At 27.1% G+C, this 19,099-nt stretch carries 12 protein-coding genes; all 12 read right to left on the bottom strand.

All coding sequences use genetic code 4. The features are described 5' to 3' along the window. Window positions 1–24: 24 nt before the first annotated feature. Complete coding sequence (locus AAHM92_RS01855; protein WP_041612578.1) at window positions 25–558, bottom strand: hypothetical protein; 534 nt, start codon at window positions 556–558, stop codon at window positions 25–27. A gap of 131 nt (window positions 559–689) precedes the next feature. Next, on the bottom strand, window positions 690–2,045 hold the full coding sequence (locus tag AAHM92_RS01850; protein ID WP_500222867.1) for a hypothetical protein: 1,356 nt from the start codon (window positions 2,043–2,045) through the stop codon (window positions 690–692). An 88-nt stretch (window positions 2,046–2,133) separates the two neighbouring features. Beyond that, window positions 2,134–3,360 (bottom strand): hypothetical protein, encoded by a 1,227-nt coding sequence (locus tag AAHM92_RS01845; protein WP_500222865.1) that lies wholly within the window; start codon window positions 3,358–3,360, stop codon window positions 2,134–2,136. Window positions 3,361–3,562: 202 nt separating this feature from the next. Then, on the bottom strand, window positions 3,563–5,371 hold the full coding sequence (locus AAHM92_RS01840; protein WP_500222864.1) for a hypothetical protein: 1,809 nt from the start codon (window positions 5,369–5,371) through the stop codon (window positions 3,563–3,565). 207 nt (window positions 5,372–5,578) lie between these two features. Beyond that, window positions 5,579–7,540 (bottom strand): hypothetical protein, encoded by a 1,962-nt coding sequence (locus AAHM92_RS01835; protein WP_500222862.1) that lies wholly within the window; start codon window positions 7,538–7,540, stop codon window positions 5,579–5,581. Window positions 7,541–7,549: 9 nt separating this feature from the next. Beyond that, window positions 7,550–11,986 (bottom strand): ABC transporter permease, encoded by a 4,437-nt coding sequence (locus AAHM92_RS01830; RefSeq protein WP_500222860.1) that lies wholly within the window; start codon window positions 11,984–11,986, stop codon window positions 7,550–7,552. Between the two features lies 1 nt (window position 11,987). Next, window positions 11,988–14,090 (bottom strand): hypothetical protein, encoded by a 2,103-nt coding sequence (locus AAHM92_RS01825; RefSeq protein WP_500222858.1) that lies wholly within the window; start codon window positions 14,088–14,090, stop codon window positions 11,988–11,990. A 286-nt stretch (window positions 14,091–14,376) separates the two neighbouring features. Next, on the bottom strand, window positions 14,377–14,670 hold the full coding sequence (locus AAHM92_RS01820; protein ID WP_500222856.1) for an MMB_0454 family protein: 294 nt from the start codon (window positions 14,668–14,670) through the stop codon (window positions 14,377–14,379). Between the two features lie 19 nt (window positions 14,671–14,689). Continuing rightward, window positions 14,690–15,247 (bottom strand): elongation factor P, encoded by a 558-nt coding sequence (gene efp, locus AAHM92_RS01815; protein ID WP_500222854.1) that lies wholly within the window; start codon window positions 15,245–15,247, stop codon window positions 14,690–14,692. A gap of 62 nt (window positions 15,248–15,309) precedes the next feature. Then, window positions 15,310–16,263 carry a methionyl-tRNA formyltransferase gene (gene fmt, locus AAHM92_RS01810; RefSeq protein WP_500222852.1) on the bottom strand — a complete coding sequence of 318 codons (954 nt, stop codon included), beginning with the start codon at window positions 16,261–16,263 and terminating at the stop codon, window positions 15,310–15,312. Continuing rightward, window positions 16,256–18,346, bottom strand: coding sequence for a DUF2779 domain-containing protein (locus tag AAHM92_RS01805; protein ID WP_500222850.1), 2,091 nt, complete (start codon window positions 18,344–18,346; stop codon window positions 16,256–16,258). The genes fmt and AAHM92_RS01805 overlap by 8 nt, the downstream gene beginning before the upstream one ends. 61 nt (window positions 18,347–18,407) lie before the next feature. Beyond that, on the bottom strand, window positions 18,408–19,049 hold the full coding sequence (locus tag AAHM92_RS01800) for a hypothetical protein (RefSeq protein WP_500222848.1): 642 nt from the start codon (window positions 19,047–19,049) through the stop codon (window positions 18,408–18,410). Window positions 19,050–19,099: the final 50 nt, after the last annotated feature.

The following is a 19,099-nucleotide window of genomic DNA, read 5'->3' as shown; positions in this document are numbered from 1 at the left end:
ATTAATTATATCAAAATAATACGATTATATAATAGTTTTAGCACCTAAGTTTAGCTCCGTTTTGTGAAGGTTTTCCTCTATATCAATAAGTTTTTCCTTGGTAGTTGCAATATAACTTGCATTTTCATCAACTACGGTTGTACGTATAAATAGAACCGCAATGTCACCAATTAACTTAAATAAAAAAGATATTCAGTTTTGAAACTCTATGTGAATTTCTTTTTTGATTTCTTCTGGTCCAAAATCTATATATAAGTTAATTAGTTCTATTAAATATTCTCATTCATTTAACTGAGCTCTTATCTTAAATCCAAAATCATTATCAACTTCTCTCGCTAAATTTAGAGACCCTAAGTTTTTATCGATGGAGTTTAAATAGTTTTTTGATAATAATTTATTATAAGATTTTTGATTTATTTCCATATCCTTTGATAATTGTTTGAATAACTTTTTAATATATTTTCCATGCTCGTTGCTTTTTATTAGATCATTAATATATGTGTTTAATTTTTCTTCGTAATTTGTTGTTTTCTTAAAGTTTTGAATAATAGAATGCAAACAGCATCAACAACATAGTTCAATATCACATAAATCCGATAGAATCACGCAATTACAACTTTGAATATATTTTGTATCACAATTACAACATTCCATAATGCTCCTTTTAACTTTTCTTTGTTTGAAAGTTATTAACCTTTTATATTATAAAGAAAATTTAGTACTTGTAAAATATCTTCATCAGTATAATCGTGTAAGTTCGAGTTTATTTCTCTTAGTGTTTTGATTATTTCATTTTTATCATCAAATGTAAGGAGCTTTGATATTAGTGTCATATCAACCTCAGATAAAGTTTCTTTTGGTTTCATTAATAGATTATTTTCCAGTTCTTGTTGATAGTAAATTATCAATTTCGCTAGTTTATTGAAATATGTATAAAATATAGTCTCAAATAGCTCCAATTTAGTTTTTATTTGTGGTTTAGAATCCGTGTTATTCTTTTTTAGAATGACAAAGTATTCTTCTAATAAAGCATAGATTAAAATGGGTAAGTTCAGAACCAACTTTTTTTCATCCATAGGTATCATTTTATTAATTGTTTTATGATCTTGTGTTATTGCAATAAGCATATTTCTTAATGGTATCTTTCCAGTATCTATTTCCCATCCCCCATTTGATCTAATCATCTCTAATGTAGAACCTCAAATAGAAGTTGTTTCTGATTTAATAAACTTAAAAATAAGAGTTGTAAAAAACACTCTGATAAGAATGTCAATTGTAACACCAAAATTTCAATATCTTGCGTCGTCAGGTAGGAACTCTATGGAACTCACGATATTTTCATATTTTAAGTAAATATCTATTGGTTGGCCTTGTAATAATTTTTTTAGTGCTATTGTTTCTTTAAACTTTTCGTATTTAATTAAGTTATAAGTTGTTTTTTCTAGATTATTATTGTCCATACTTGACATAAACTTGTTTATTGAATTCAACTCTTTGATCAAAATTTTATATTTACTATGATAATTTATTTCTTCATCTTCATTCATGCTTTTTAAGAGCGCTAATAAATTGTTTTTCAAATTTTCATCTTGTTTGAAATTATTATTATAGACCCACATTAAAAAATTAGATTCAATTAGTTTAATGGTTTTATTTCAATCAATGCTAGTTTTTTCAATTATAAATGTATTGTTAAGAGATTGATTATAAATTTTATTTAATTCTTTATTAACGTACTTATAATCTAAATAATAGTTTTTTGCTGGTTTTGTTAAATAATAATTTCGTAAAAGACTTTTAATATTGTCGGCAATTAAAATATCATTAGAAGCTTTTTTATAAGTTCAATTGAAATTTTCAAATGCATTAAAAACTTCTGCCTCAGTATTTAAGTTATTTTTATAAATAAAGCGATAAAACTCTTTAATGTCTAGTGTTATAAGTTCTTTTATAGATTTATCGTAATTAAAGGCTACTATCTCTGCTGAAAGATAACCAATAGTTTTATAAGCCAAGTTTATTGCTTCTGTTGCTGTATAAAACATAATTACCTCCAAGTTAGTATAATTATACATATATTTATGTACTTCAAAATAAAAAAAGCAATTGTGTGCTTTTTTTGTGTATTTAATTTTAATCTTGTTTTTGACTTTCTTTAGTTTCGACTTTATTATTTGATTTATTAGGAGCAACTTTTTTAGGAACGCCCATTTTTTTTTCTACCTTTTTTTGTAGTTTCTTACGTTTTTTTCATAATTTCTTATGCATTTTAGGAGTTGTTTCTTTCAATCAACTTGTTATATTGGAAACATGGTATTTATTTTTTATTGAATTTCAAAAAATGTAGTATTTATTTATTGGATTAATTAATTCATCAATTGGGTATCTGTGGCCATAAAGACTATAGTCTTCAAGTACTAGATCTTCAATTGTTGGTGTTTTATCGATTTCTTTTATTCAACTTTCTTTAGAAGTTGTAGTTGGCTTATCACCAGATTTTTGATCTCTTGGATTACCGTAAAGTTCTTTTCACAGCTTCTCTTTTTCTCTTTGTTCTTTTTCATAATCTCTTTCCACTGGAGTGAATTGATTATTCTTTGCAGCAAATATCTTTTCTTCGTAACTCAAAGGCTTCTTATTATCATTTTTAGCTTTTGTTGTAGTACTTGAGGTTTTTTTCTCAACAGATTCAGCTTTATTATCATTATTTAAAGTCTTTAGTTCGTTAGAAGAGTTTTTATCTTTTATATTGGAATTATTAGTTTTATTCTTTTGAAGCTCTTCTCTTTTTTTCTGATTTTCTTTTCTTTTTTGTTCTGCAAGTTTTTTTGCAGCTTCTTTTTTAAGTAAGGCTTCTTTTTCTTTTTTTTGTTTTGCTAACTTTTCTTCTTTTTCACGTTGTAGTTCACGTTCACGAGCTTCTCGCAACATTTTTTCTAATTTATCATTTATCTTTGGTGTTTCAGGTTTATTAAGTTTTGCTTTTTCAGCTGCTAATTTTGCAGCTTTTTTACGTTCTTCGTCAACCTCTTTTTTTATTAGAACTTCTTGGATTTTTTTGATGTTTGATTTTTTTTCACTGAATTCCATTTTTCTCATTTCTAAGAGTAATCTGGTTCTTGTATCTAAGTGTTGGGTATCTTTAGATTTAATTTCAGCTTCTTCTTTAGAAATTAAGAATAAAATAAACTCCATAATTTCTGATCTAATTGCAGGTTCATATAACTCATACTCTTGCGCAAATAAAGCGATGGTTTGTGTAGTAAGTTTTTTCTCAATCAAACCTTTGATTCTTAATTTAGTTTTTTCTGTTATTAATGTGAAGTCCTTGGGACTACTTTTCTTATCAATGACTATCATACTTTTATACCTCGGTTAGTTCTTTCTTTTGTAAAGATAAATTAAAAATGATTTTTTTAAAATGTTGCTTTTAAATATATACTTCATTTTTAGATTAATATTATTCTAATTATAAACTAATAAAATAATAATTACATTCTTGTTGATTTCATAAGTATGTTATAAAAAAATGGGTTTGTTTAAAACTTTTACCCATCTTTTTCTATTTAAGATTTTCGTTAAATTTTTTGCTAATTCTTTCAACTTTTTCTCTTCTTTTTCTTTCCTCAATTTGTAATAGTCTTTCTTCTTCATCATCTAATCTTGAAAGTTTTTTAGCTTTTTTAGCTAATTTTAATGATTCATCAAATAACTTTTCATCGTGAACTCTTGTAAAGTAAGCTTTCATTTTTAACTCAGTGTTTTTAATTAACTCTTGTTCACGTCTTATTTCAGCATCTATAGATGCTATTTCTGATCTATATTTAGCGTCTCTTTCTACTCTTCTATCACGTTCAAGTTTTAAGACAGTTGCAACTCTTTTTTCTTCAGATCTTCTCATTTGTCGCTCACGCATTAACTCAATAAGTTTTTGGCGTTCTTGCATCCTTCTTAATCGATCTGCTTTTTCAATTGCTTTTAAGTTTAACTCGTCACGTTTTTTGATTCTTCTTAATTCACGTTCCTCAGCAAGTCTTCTAGCACGCGCTACTATGTAACTGTTTGCTCTCTCAACTTTCATCATATTAATTCTATGACGTCTCTCGTTACGAAGTTCACGAAGATATTCGATTTTTTCAGTCATTTCATCAATAGCTTTACCTTCTCGTCTATTTGACTCAAGTAACTCTTGCATTGAAGGTCTTTTCATATAATCATAATTCATGTTGTAATGACCAATTGGTTTTATTTCATGATAAGGTTTTGATGATTCGCCTGTTTTGATATCAAAATTTTGTTTCCCATCAATAGAATTTCTTTCGGTATTAATAAAAACTTCAAATCCATCTTTTGGGATAATGTTTCTTTTATCAGGTTTTATAAGTTCATCCTTTTCATTATATGCGATAGGCTGATTTTTCTTTTTTAGTGTATGAATAGAATTTGGTTGAATTTCAGAATAGTTTTGAAAGAAATCAATTCCAAGTTCTAGTGCTGAGAGATCTTTTTCATTTTCATCTCTGATTGGTTCCACAGCTTCAATATTATTTCTAATATTGAACTCTTCTCTTGACATATTTTCATTAGCAACATAACCATTAACATTATTTTCAGTTACTTTTGACTCAGTTTTTGTCTCTTCTGATTTATTTTCATTATCTAAACTACCATTAACAAATGCTAATAAATTCGGATCTGGCTTAGCTTCTTGCGTCATTATCTCGGTCTCTTCATCAACAAATTTGTTTTCTTCGACATTTTGATTGTTTTTAAATGAATTATCCAAAATGCTTTCGGGCTCGATGATTTTTTCTTCTTCTTCAACTTGCATAGTTACATCATTTAAAATATTCTCGATTTCATGTAAGTTTTTACCAGTTTTAGGAGTTGCTGTAAAATTGAATTGTTCACTAGTTACTTTTGATTGATAACCAGCTCTACTCATAATTTCTTCTTTTGTTAATCTTCCAGAATTGTTTGCTCCTGGAGAAAGTCTAGACATAAAGTCTTTTCTTTTTTCAGCAGGAGATGTAGCAAGTGGTTTAACATCTAGACGTTCTTTTCAACCAGAAATTCCATCTGTAGATTTTTTTTGACCTCTTGTATAATTTTCTCAAAAGAATTTAAACAGTCTGTTAAATTCAGCTTCTCATAGTTGTACCAAATTTATTTTTCTTGGGTCTTCATCAGGTAAAGAATCAATTCTTTCAAATGAAGTTATTAATTTTTTATAACTCTCATCAGTTTGTAAATTATATTTATGAATAAGAGCTAAAGACTTTGGACTAAATGGTTGAAATATATATCCAAAACTTTCTACAGATTCTGAATTATTAGTTTTTTTTGATGCCGATTTTTTTGTTGCTGCCATGCCTTATTCCTCCTAATTATTTATAAACAATATTATTATACACTATTTTAGGTCGATTTTCCGTGTTAAGTTAGGTTTGAAGCTATAGCTTATTATATTATTTTATACTAAATGAATTCTTATAACCAACATAAATTGAACATAGTTATTTAAGTTTCTTTAATTTTAAAATAAAAAACTCTCTTTATAAAGAGAGTTTTTAAAGTTTTATTTTTTTCCATCTTCATCAGAGAAAATTAAATCAAAAGTAATATCATCTTTTGTCATTGTTGTGTATGATACTTCTCCATCTATCATGTAAGATACTTTAAATTGACAATTTCTAAATTTCAGTTTAAAACTATTGTATTTCTGGAAATCAGAAGTTGAAAGACCATAATTGGTTGGGACTCAGTTTTCATTTTCTTTTGAATAAAACAAGAAAGAATACTCCCCTTTTAATAATTCAACGTTAGAGTTATCTAAATCATTTTGGGGAACTCCTAATGACACTAATATTTGTTTTAAACTTTTATTTAGTAGTGTGGACATTTTTAACTCAGGAATTATTTTGTTTAAAGCTTCATTAGCGGTTGACAAGACTTTTTCTCTAATTGTTCCTGCAAATGGCTTAATTAATCCTTTAATGAAATCACTTAGATCAGATTCATCGATTAATTTTATTGCATCGACATCTTCAATAAAATTAACATTCATGTTAGGTGATAAAATTGAGTCTTCAATATTAGTAGCGCCTGATTTCTTAGGTGTAATTATAGAATTAAAGATGTTTAAAGCAATATTTGTAGGATTAAGAAGAATCTTGTTTAATAAATTATCTAAGTAATCATTAATCATTCTATTTCTTCCTGCTACTTCTACTGTATACCAAAATTCAAGTTTAAGGTACCAGTTTCCATTAACACCCCTTTTATTTTTATTAAAACCTATCAGTGCATTAAATAATAAACTATCAATATTTGTCTTAGCTCTTGATACACTCAAATTATCTTCGTTATTTTTTTTATTTATAAGTTTTAATGCATCACTCATATCATTAAAAAAATAACTTATCATGTTATATACAAAATTATGACTTTTTTTATAATTATCGGTTGAAAATAAGTATTTCAATAGTTCACACATATTGGGTGCAGCACTAATTAGTACATTCATAAGACTTAAATTATTCTTTCCATTAGTATTTCCAATTTCTAGTTTCATATCTTCATTACCTAATGAAGATAAATCTAAACCAAGAGTATCTATTAGATTAATATTTAGAAGGTCTTTAATTTTTACTTTAGTTTTGTTATCCCCTTTTATATTAGGTATTTCGATCTCTTCAGGAAGGCCAAAAGATATCAATAGATCGCCTAATTTTTTAACAAATTGCTTCAAGTGATCTTTGAATTCATTTTCGAAAGACTCATATTTATTTTTACCGGCCACAGAAGATGGATCAACTTCTGTTAAATTATTCAAATTCATATTAGAAATGCTTTTTATCGGTTTCATAATTTCATCCACCAATGGTATTTCGAATGATGACAATCTATCGAGTAACTCAATGAAACTATACAATGTTCCAAGAGTTATCTTAGTTACTGACCCACCAATATTGAAAGAAAATATAGCTAAATCAACTTTTGCCGAGTTGTAATTACCAACAGTCTCTAAACTATTACCATTTATTAGATTTATCATACTCATATAGATATCAAAATAACCAGTTGATCATTGGATTGAATTTGTTTTTAGGAGTGTATCTAAATAGTATAAATTAACTCTAGCTTTCCCATATTCAATTTTTATTTCTTTTTTTGTTGTACCATTTGCTTCATAACCTTTCATTATAGGCTTAGTGAATGAGTTATCTTCAACAATTTCTAAATGAAACTTATTATCTTCTAGAATAATTTTTTGTTTTAATTCCTCCAAAAGAGTTGCTTTTAAACCAGCTTCTGATACACCTTCTACTTTAGAATTGACAGTAAATAACTTAGAAGACTCAGCATTAAACTTGTCAACTACTTTTTTTGATGATTCCTTTATATATCTTCCGTCATTTTTCTCATTTTCATCACCAAAGAGACCATTATAGTCATTTTTTGTACCACAACTAGTTACTATATTTAGTGGTGCAGCAATCAAAGTCATTGATGTAAAATGTAATAATATTTTTTTCATAATTACCTCCTAATTATTTATCTGCAACACTAATGTCGGATTAACCCTTGAAATTTGTCTATACCCAAACAGAACGGTAAACAAATAAATAGACATTACTATCACAATTACTAAAATTGGTCATAGATAATAAAAGTTAAATGGTATTACAATAAAGGAATTACTTGAAATTGCATTTATTACCGAGTAAATTGAGAACCAAGCAATCGCAAATCCAGTAAATATTGTGAATGTTAAAGGTGCTAAGTATAATCACAAAACTTGTCCAACTACGTATCTATTTGTATAACCTAGTACTTTCATAGTTGCAATAAATTGTGAGTTTTCGTTAATTATTAAAATAGTTGTTAAGAGAATTATAATTGTCGAAATGAATAATGATATAAAACTAAGAATGTAAGTCATCATTTCAAGTAAACTTCCAAGTTGGTCTAATTTTGCTTTTTGATCATTCAAGGAGATAGTTTCTAGAACACCGGGTTTCTGATAACCCTCTTTAAAACTTGATGTTTTAGTACCATCATTGTTATAGATGGTAGTTTCTTTTCCAATAAGTCCCTGAGTACTATAATCACCAAGCTCTTGTGTTCTTGAAGTATTTATCCTTTCATCATTGAAACCGTTATTCAAAGTATACTTGTAATTGAAAACGGGGTATTGGTTTTTAAAGATTTTTCAAAGAATTGAAGCCCCTTCTTTATAACCGTTTTTGTCATTATAGTCTTCTGGTAAATTTAAGAAAGTTTTACAAAAGTCATCATAAGGATTTTTAGCGTCTGTGTTATAGATACCGTTTCTTCAAGAAATAACATTATCATCGAAATAAGTTAGTCAATTAATTCATTTTTCAGGAGTTAGATCTTCAAATATATCGATATTGTCAAAGTTTTTCAAAGCATCTTTTTTATATCATTCATTTATGAAGAAATTATTGAAAAAGAACTTTTCAGCTTCATCATATCCAAGGATTTTATTGGCATTTTCATTAGAAATTCATGATTTAGGTTCACCATATCCATCTTGTATACCAACTACAACAAATTTCTTTTGGCTACTTAATAGCGATGATTTTATATTTGATTTAGAAGCAGCTTCTTGTATTTCGGTTTGATTACTAATTTCAGATAGTGATTTTGGAGCTATACTTTTATCACTAATAGTTGCTGTTTTTATAGATTCATTAGTACTCCACCCAGTATCTGTCTCGTTATATGCATAATAATTTTTGTTATACTCTGTTAAATATTGATTATCACCATTCTTATTTTGAATACCCATTTTTACCGCTTCAAGTGAAATAGGTTCATTTGAATTATTTGTGATTAACTTTTGATTTATAGTTATTTCTAAATTATCTTTCACATTAACTGAGAGTTTTTTAGCAAAAGTTTGATTAACAATTATTGGTATGTACTCCTTATAATTATCATTAAGATTTTTAAATAAGTTTTCTTTAATGTCTCTATTTTGTGAATCTATTAGTGAGACCGCCTTAGTTGAAGGTTCTAAACCAATAATATTAATATTATTTTTACTATTACCAACTTCAACAACACCATGCAACATAGTTCCTAACTCGTCGTTTTCCTTATCAAAAGGAACAACATTATAGGTGATGTTGTAATCTTCATTTTTTAGAAGTGCTTTTTTCATATTGTCTTGAACTTGACTTGTTTCTTTTTGATATATAGATTGAATAAAAGAGGTTCCTATCTTACCTTCAAAATGAATTCAATATCAGAGTACCAAATATGTATTGATTTCTTGTAACTCATCAATATTTAAATTCTCAAAATCTGTATTTGAAATAGGTTTTCCCTGAAATGATAACTCACTAGTTTTTGAAGAGAAATCGTTTAAGAAATTTTTCAAGAGTTTTGTTCATTTAGTGTTTGTATTATCAATCAACAAACCGACATCTTCAGTAGATGCAAATTTGAATGGTGTTTTAATTTCCTTATTGATAACATCAAAATCGTCAATAGTCAGAATTTGAGTATTGTAATCAATTTTTTCTAGCAACTCTGCACTCAATGCGCCATCTTTTATAAAGTTAGAGTTAACTTTTAAAGGTAATGCATTTATGCTTTTTTTATAAAAGTTTATCAATTTTTGAGAAAGTGCAATACCTGCTAGTTTTTTATATTTTGGATCAATAGTATCTTTTACTTCATTTGATTTTTCATAAACAATATTCACTAATTCAGAATAGTCACTTCATTGATTAAGTATTGACGCTATTGCTTTATAAGGTCCAGGGAAATTATTAGAATCTGGTATAGAAATATTGTCCAAGAGTTCTAAATACTTGATTGATAAGTTTTTTCAGTTAGCGTAATTATTTTTTGATAATTCGTTTAACACCAGTTCAGAATCAGGGTTACTTTCAACAATTGGTATATTATATGAATAATAATTTCGACTAACATCACCAACTATTAAATCTTTTAATATTTTATTGAAATCATAAGTTGGTTTGCCTTCGATATCGATCAAAGGATAAGAAGTTATATATTTTTGTTTTTTCTTATTTGACTCACTAAAGTCTTCAACAATATTCTTACCATTTAAATAACTTCAGTCATCTTTTTTGTTCGGGTTATATGTTTTCAAAAAAGTCGATGGGTTATTTGCAATTGGGTTTGTATATTCAACAATATCTTGATAATTTAAACCTTTAAATGATTCTTTTTTATTATTAGAAACTATTGTTGGTAACATTACAGAAAATGAAATCAATATTGACGAGATAAGTAGAATCAACGTTGAACCTAACACTTTAACCTTAGAACTAATCATTAGCGCAGCATGTAGTTTTGCGCTTTTACTTGATTTTTTATAGAATCCTTTATAAAACCTATCAATTCAAGAAAGTTTTTGTGATGAATCACCAACAAGTAAAACGATGGCTTTATTATTCAAAACAAGAAATGCGTTATAAAAAGAAATTAAAACCAAAATCACTATTGCCCCCAATAAGATTACTGGGGCATATTCGGCACAATAAGTAAATTTTCCATAACTTATATTAAAATAACTCGAAAAGGCATTTACAAATACTTCTTGGAGTCCAACCATCATTAAATAAGCAATTATAAAACCACCCAAAGCGACTATGATTGGTGTAATCAAGAAAAAATTTATTAGGTTCATATTGCTGCAACCCAAAGCTTTAAATGTTCCCATCTTACTTTTTGTATCTGCGAGTTGCTTTTTGATAAGTAAAACGGTAACAAACAAACAAACTAAACTAATAATAACCGTTGTAACAGTTGATAATACTTTATAAATATATAAAACATTATTCAAGATTGTTACTCTTGAAAAAAACTTATACGAAGAGTCTTTATTCGAATAAAAAAGTTTCAAATTGTCAGTTGAAATATTACCACTCTTAACTCATTGATTATTAAAAGCAGAAATTTGTTCAATGGTGTTTTTTTCTCTATCTATAAAAGAACCTGAAAAATATATTTCACGTTCACTTTCTGAGTTTGCAACTAGTTTAGCTTTTGAAAAATTATAACTATAGAGATAATATTCTTCTGAAATACTTTCCAAAGTTAATCCAAAAACTTCTGGAGATAGGTAGGCAATCATCTCCTTAGAATTATTGGGTAATGATTTTGTATTATTGATAGATGGATACACAAAATCAATTGATGAACCTGTTCCGATAACTTGGAATCACATTATACTTTTATAAATTGATTTTTCTATTCCATTTATAGGGTCGTTTATATCCTTACCAATTCCGAATGGTAAATCATGAACATCTTTTTTCACCAATAATTGATTTCCATATTGGTCTGGTACTAATCTGATAATATCTCCTAAGAAAATATTGTTTTTCTTAGCAAACGTATCTTGAATTATTATTTGATGCAAAGCTAAACTTTTATCATTAGAGAAATTTTGACCTGAATAAACCACTAGTTTATCAACGTTTATATGCTCCTCTAACTCCTTTTGTTCATTAACTTTAACTATACTTGTTTTGGTAACACCCTTGATATTAAGTTCTGTCTCACCATTCTTTATATTAGTAAATAGTCTACTTTCTGTTCTTGATCAATCAAAAAAGTTCTTACCTTTTATTTCACCTTCTTCAAACTTTTTACCTTTGTTAGATATTACATTTAATAAATACTGTTGATATAAATCTTGATTTGAGTAATTTAAAATTGTCTCCCCACCGATAATATCATTTTCGTTAAATGATATTTTAGGACTTTTTTGAGAATCAACAATAAAATCTCTTAAATTAGATTGAGTTGATAAATTATGATAATTTTTTTCAATCCGTTGGTAAGCAACATTCATAAAAAGACAAGCAATTAAACTAATGGCTATTAAAAAACTAAGCCCAATTAATTGCAAGGGGTTTTTAAATGAGTTTTTAAAACCAGACTTGATTACTAGTCAACTTAAGTTAGATTTTTTCATATTAACTCATATCTATTGATTCGATAGTTATTTTATAACTAATATCGATATCATCACATGTAGTATAGTCATCAAGTTGATTAGAGACAAGTACCTGAAACTTTATTTTTTCATTTTTGTCAGACCCGTTTTCTTTTCAAAAATTAACTTTAAAAGTTGTTTTCAAATTTAATGAATCATAATTACTTGTACAAGCACCGTACCAAGCTCTTTTTCTATACGGAATTTTTATTGGATTGAATTCTTGCATTTTGTATTCTTTTTTATTACCATTTATGTCATTCAAAGGAACACTCAAAACTTCATTACGAGCTTGTTTATATTGATTAGTGTCTATTTGTTTTGAAGAATTTATTTTTTCAGTTTGAATTGAGTATTTAAATTTCAAGCTAGTTTTTTTAGCTAAATTTTTAACATCGTTTAATGTTAAAGGAAATTCATATTCACCAATGAAAGTTTGATCTCCGTCATCGTCTTTTCTATGACTTGATCCTATAGTTGGTGAGGAAGAAATTCTTGATTTAGTTTTTGAGCTAGTACCTTGAGGAGTTGTATTTTTAAAATCAGAAAAATTATAGTTATCTTCTTTATAAAAGATTGTTACAAATTTAACAATAACTTCTCCAAAATATTTTAAGGAATTATCTAACGCTGATAGTTTTATTTCTGAATAAGTTGGATTACCTATATTAAGGTTATTTTCATCGAAGTTTTTACCGTTCACATCTTTAATTTTGTTTATAATATCTTGTCTATTTCTTCAAAATACCTTATTAAGATTATCTCTTGGTATCATGTTTTTAATATCTTTTCTAATAATCTTGAAGTTCATTTTTTCGTTACCAGTCATATTTTTGATTCTTAGGTCAAATCTAGTGTTAATTTTAGAGTCTAACTTAGTAAATTTGTCTTTAACAATATTGAAAATATTTATATCGAAATCACTTTTAATGTAATTTAGTAACGGATTAGCTTGTTTTAAATTTGCCAGAATTTTTTCTTTAGAGTTTGAATCATCATAGTCATCAATTCCACCAATATCAGTTGTTTTTAATATTCCGCTTAGTTTATTACATTTATAAACTACGTTGATTTTACCCTTTAAAGCAAAATCAGAAATATGAAATGTTGAGTTATCTAACTCGATTTCTTTTTCAAGAACTAAACTCTTGTTTTTTTCTTGTAAATATTTATCTAATAAAGGATTTTTTTCTTTTAGTTTACTTAAAATTGTTGATTCATCAACTTTATCCACTTCTCCTATATTAGTTACCGGGATAATAGCTGCTATATCATCAATTGAATAATTAATTACTGATTTAGAACCCTTTTCGAAAGTTATGTCTTTTAAGTACAAAGAAACGTTATTTAAAGTTTTTGAGTCTTGGTTTAACATTACTTGGTTTTTATAATTTTTAAGAATTTCATTTTTTTCAATTACTTTACTAATGATCACATTATCATCCAAGCTACCAATACTTGATTCCAATGTTCTTTCTAAAATAACACCATCCAATGAAGTTGGTTTAAAATCTATATTTACTTTGTCACTGTAACCTTTTGCAGATAACACACCTTCATATATATTAGATAGTTCTAGACTTAAATCTTGATTTATATTTACATTTCTTAAGTTTTTATTCATTTTAATTAGTTTATTAAATATGGTTTCTGACTTGATGTTTTCTACACTTCCAATAGATGAAACCTTGATTATTTTTTTAAGAGAAGAACATCTAAACTTTATATTAATAAAGCCAGAATAGTTTTTTATAGTTATTTTTCCGCTATTTAAAGTCATTGAATTCAAATATACTTTCTCTTTTACTCCCTGATTTGCTTTCTTAAAGCTAGTTAAGATCTCTTCTTCACTAAAATCACTTATCAAACCAATATCAGTATACAATTTAAGGTCTTGTATTTTTTGATAACCTTGGTTGCTTTCTTCTAATTCCTTTGATTTCTCATCTTCTTTTTCTGAATCAGGTGTGATATTTTCATTTTTGAAATTATTGTCTGTTGTATTAGCAACATAAATACAAGGTGTGACAGCTGCAGAAGAAGAGAATGTCATCATGCTTATAAATAATAATAGCTTTTTCATAAATAAACTCCTTTAAATATTGATATTCAATTCATAACCTTACAAATGAATGATTACCTTGAATCTAACAAATGTCAGTAACTAATCTTATTGATAACTACATGTTTAATTACCAAACAAAGTAGTCTTTATTAGTTAACCTTTTCAGTAATCTACTTCATTACCTTTGTTATAGTGAATTTAAAGAATAAAATCAACTCTTTTGGAGATTTGTATTTTTCTTTTATAAAATAAAAATTTTTTTAGAGAAGAAAAAAAACAAGCCAAGCTTGTTTTAAATAGAAAATTAACGTTTTATATAGGCAAAAGCCACGTTTTTAGGTCTTATTAATAAAGTTTTATCCATTGAATCAAATATTAGGGAACTTAACTTTTTCTCACTTGTTGATAATTTGTCAATTGAATCTGTGTAAATTTTTACTAAAATGAACAATATATTATCGTAATGCAAGTTAACACGAGCTTCTACTTTAACTGGAGTGTTTACATTATTCGTTACAACATACTCAATAATTTTTTTAAGTATTTTTTCATCTATTTCAAGATTTCCTCTTGTATTTCTTTCCATTACAATATACATCAATTTTACCCCTTAGTTGCTAATTAGCTCTTCCTGAATATTTACCGTCATTAGTATTTACAATTATTTTTTCTCCATTTTTAATAAATAGCGGAACTTGTATTTCTAAACCTGTTTCAAGTTTTGCCTTTTTTTGGGCACCACTAGTTGTATCACCCTTTACGGCTGGTTCAGCTTCAACAATAGTAAGTTCTAGTTTTTCAGGAATAGAAATACCTAGCACTTCTCCTTCATATTCTGTTAATTTAACCATTGTTCCGTCTGTTAAGAATTTTAACTCTCAAGTTAATTTTTTCGAAGGTATTTCAACTTGGTCATAAGTTTCTGTGTCCATCAATACACAATTAGTTCCATCATTGTAAAGGAATTGCATATCTTTCTTTTCAATCATAGCTTTATCGACTTTATCACCACCGGTGAATGTTAATTCAACTCTAGCCCCTGATCTTAGGTTTTTAACCTTAACAGTTACTTTACCTTGTTGTCTTCCTGTTTTAGAAAATGAATTTTCTAAAACAACAAAAATATTACCTTCATATAAAAACGTGCTTCCTGGTCTTAAATCATTTACTTGCATAGTATCTCCTCATATATTAAAATCTACATTAATTATATCTAAAAAGATTAAACTTTAAAATATTAACCTAAAATTAAACCCATTTTAAATGGTGAATTAGGTTGGTTGTAGCTACTTGCCGCAACCATTTTTTTACCTGCTATTTGTAGTTCAAGAATTATGATAAATCCATTATTCGAAGCTACTACAATACCCTTATTATTTACTGAAGCTATTTCTCCTGGTTGAAAAATTTTTAATGGCATCGGAAATATATCATTTTCATCTAACAATCGCGCGGATTTAATTCTTAACCTTTCATTACCTAGGAATGTAAATGCTATCGGTTTAGGGCTTAAAGCTCTTATAAAATTGCAGATATTTTCGGATGTATCATCTCAATTAATTTTCTCTTGTTCATTTGTTAAGTTATAGGCAAATGTAACTTTTTTCTCATCTTGTTCCATTCCTTTGATTTTGCCTTCTAGAATGTTAAATAAGTGTTCTTCGATAATTTTTTTACCTAATATAGCCATTTTATTGAAGAGTATTCCTGAATCATCATTTGAGTCAATCTCAATTTCTTCTTGAACATAGACTTCACCAGCATCCATTTTTTTTATCATTTTCATTAAGGAAATACCGGTTTTCTTTTCGCCTTTCATAATAGCATATTGAATTGGACTTCCGCCTCTATATTTTGGCAATAATGAGGCATGTACGTTAATGGAGTTTTTAAATAATTCTAAAACATTTGAAGGAATAAATTGCCCAAAAGCGCAAGTTATTAAATAATCCGCATTCAAGGCAACTATTTCATCATAAACATCTATTACTTTTGCTGGCTGTAGAAGTTTATAACCCTTTTCAATTGAATATGATTTAACTGGAGAAAAAGATAACTCTTTTTTTCTTCCAATAAGTTTATCTGGTTGTGTAATTACCCCAACAATTTCTATATTTAATGACTCTAGCCCTTTCAAAATACTGACAGCTATTTCTGGAGTTCCACAAAATATTACTCGATATTTATTCACTTAATCTCCTCTTCTCTAATATTTTTTCAATTTCTAATAGGTAATCCTTATCGTAGTCTTTAACATATTCTATAATTTTTTGTAAAACAACTACCATAGCTAATGTGTCTCTATCACAATAAGCAAGCATATCTGGTTTAAAAAGTTTGTCTCATTTTTCTTGACTAAAAGAGCCATCGATAAATTGTCTAAATACCTGGCTAGCTTTGTCTCCTTTATTTATTCTCAAATCTTTATAACTTAATTTATCATCTAGCACTGGTTGGGTTCTTTTTATAGAAGAACTTCCCTTGAAATCTGGATGATAAATTAGTCAATTGTCTTGACTTAAATTAAAAAAGTCTCATAAATCAATAGTGTTTTGTCTAATATATTTTAAGGGTTTAGAATATTTAGGATATTGGAAAATCAATGATTTTAAAACCATTCTTTCAAAGTGTTTATTATACGCTACATACTTACCGGGACCATAAGAAAAAGAGTCTTTAATGAATTTTTTTACAAAATTAGGTCGTGGGTCTCTCTGAAAATCTTCAATATGATTAAAGTGTTTCATTGTTTTATTAGGTTTTTTAAAATCAAATTTATCATCCAAAATTACATGTATAGAATATTGAAAAGGAATTTGTTGGTAAGTTTTTGATTCATTAAAATTCGGCATTGCTCATTTTGAGGTTTCAAAGTCATACATATAAATCGGATATTCATAATAATGACTTAATAAATCTAAAAGTGTTTCATACCTTGTTAGGTCTATAATATCAAATGAATTTATTGTTTTGGTCTTAGCATACTTATTTGTCATTTTAATGATTCTGCAAATGACGTTATTAAAATATTTTTTTCCTTTTGAATCAACCCATTTTTTGTCTCATGGATCTTCAATATCTTCCATATACACTATATTTTTGGTGAAAAAGATTTCAGCAGCTTTTTGTTTAAAGCGCGATATATCAAATAAAGTTGCTTTATTTTTGTCAATTCAACGAATAACATGGTGACAATAGACCTCTTTTTCTTTGAAGTTAGCGTTTTTGTAGTCTATACTGTATTTACCACACTTGATATTTGCTAATATCTTCTCATTTTCAAAAGAGTTTGAAATTTCAGAAAACAAATCTTCAACGTCCGTCTCATCGATAAAATTTAGAAAAAATTCTATAAAAGATGATTTATATTTCTTATCATAGAATCTGTCCACAATGTTAAAAAGTAAATCATAATCTATGTCACTTACTTCCTCATATTTTTCATCCATAACTATATTATCGAGTATCGGCTTTATATTATCATCATAACTAATAATTTCTTCTTCAACACTTTTATCAATCTCGTCTTTATCAACTAATCCTACACCTCTATAATAGTCTTTGTTTATTAAACATAAACTTACTTTGTCAACAAAATAACCAGCTTGAGTTAATACATAATATTGATAAAATAAATCGAAAATATGTTCTGTTTTTCATTTTGAGGATGCTTTAACCTCTATAATTTCAACTCGATTGTTTCCCTTGTTTATCAAAATGTCACATCTTACTCGTAGATTACCATCACATGCCTCGAATGAAGGTTCGAAAAGCATTTTACAATTTGAGTCATTTAATAAATCTCTTGTTTTTTGGATTGTATCTTTGTATCCTAATGATTGAAAATCAAAGTATGAATAAGAAGTATTTTCTGCAATATTTTCTTTATATAGTTTTTCAATGAAATACTCTCTTGCAGCTTGACCAATTTGATTACCATCAATGATAGTTTCAGCATCCATCGGCAATAACTCGAGTCCGTTAATGCTTTCCATCTCTTTCAAAATCAAATCTCTTTGTTCTATTTCTTCTTCAGACAGATTATCACCTTTTAATAAGTGTTCATATAGACTTAATGGATCAAATCCACTAGAATTCTCAAAATCATCTTCATTGTTTATTTCATCATTCAAATAGCATTCATAAACTTTATTTTTTTTAAGTTTTAAAAAGCTATTAAAGTTTTCCAAACTATGATAGATTCAAGCAACTTTATTACAAGTTGTGAGATACCTTTTAAAATCTTCTTTTGTTACTAGGCCCTTTAATTGCATTAAAATTTCCTCCTATAGTTAATGATAATGAAAAATAACATACTTTCATTACGAAAATATGTTATTTGTTTCTTTTAGGCACAAACTTAACTGTAGTTGCTTTCACAACATCATCAATTTTGTTTGTATTATCTTTACGTTGTTTAGCTTTTTCTTCGCGTAAAGCTTGCATTTCTTCTTTTTCTTTTAGTTTTTGTTCTTTTGCTTTTTTAGAGTCTTCAATTTTCATTAATTTTCTTTCTTCTTTAGAAAGTTTTATTTTTTTCTCAGCAATTGCAATACGTCTTTTTGTATCTTCTAGATCCAATTCTGTATTAACTTGTCATGAAGTTGTGTATGATTTTTTACTAGCTTTAGTAGTAATTCCCTCAACTTCATATGCTCTTGTATACATTAATTTATTTGTTTTTGGCTCATACATTTGAACAACAACATCAAATACATCACGATATTTATACTCTGGTCCTTTTCTTGCGTATACTTTTTCATATTCTAATTTGATATTTTTCAAACTTTGTGTTTTTGCTAAATAGAATTTTATTTCATCTTTTACTACTCTTTTTCTATTTGCTTGCTCTTTTTTTTGCGCTTTTTTACTTGTTATCGATGAAACAATAACAAAAACTATTATAATAACAGCTACTACCCCAATAATGATTGAAGTCATCATGCTTGAAGAAAATAAATTTGGTGAAAAATTCATGTGTTTACCCCTTTATTCTACAAAGTAATTTTATCTTACTTTAAATCATT

Origin of the sequence: Spiroplasma endosymbiont of Melanargia galathea, from assembly GCF_964031075.1 — a bacterium.
GTDB lineage: Bacteria > Bacillota_I > Bacilli_A > Mycoplasmatales > Mycoplasmataceae > Spiroplasma_A > Spiroplasma_A apis.
The sequence above is the reverse complement of the archived record's forward strand: the minus strand, read 5'-3'. Positions and strand labels throughout refer to the sequence as shown.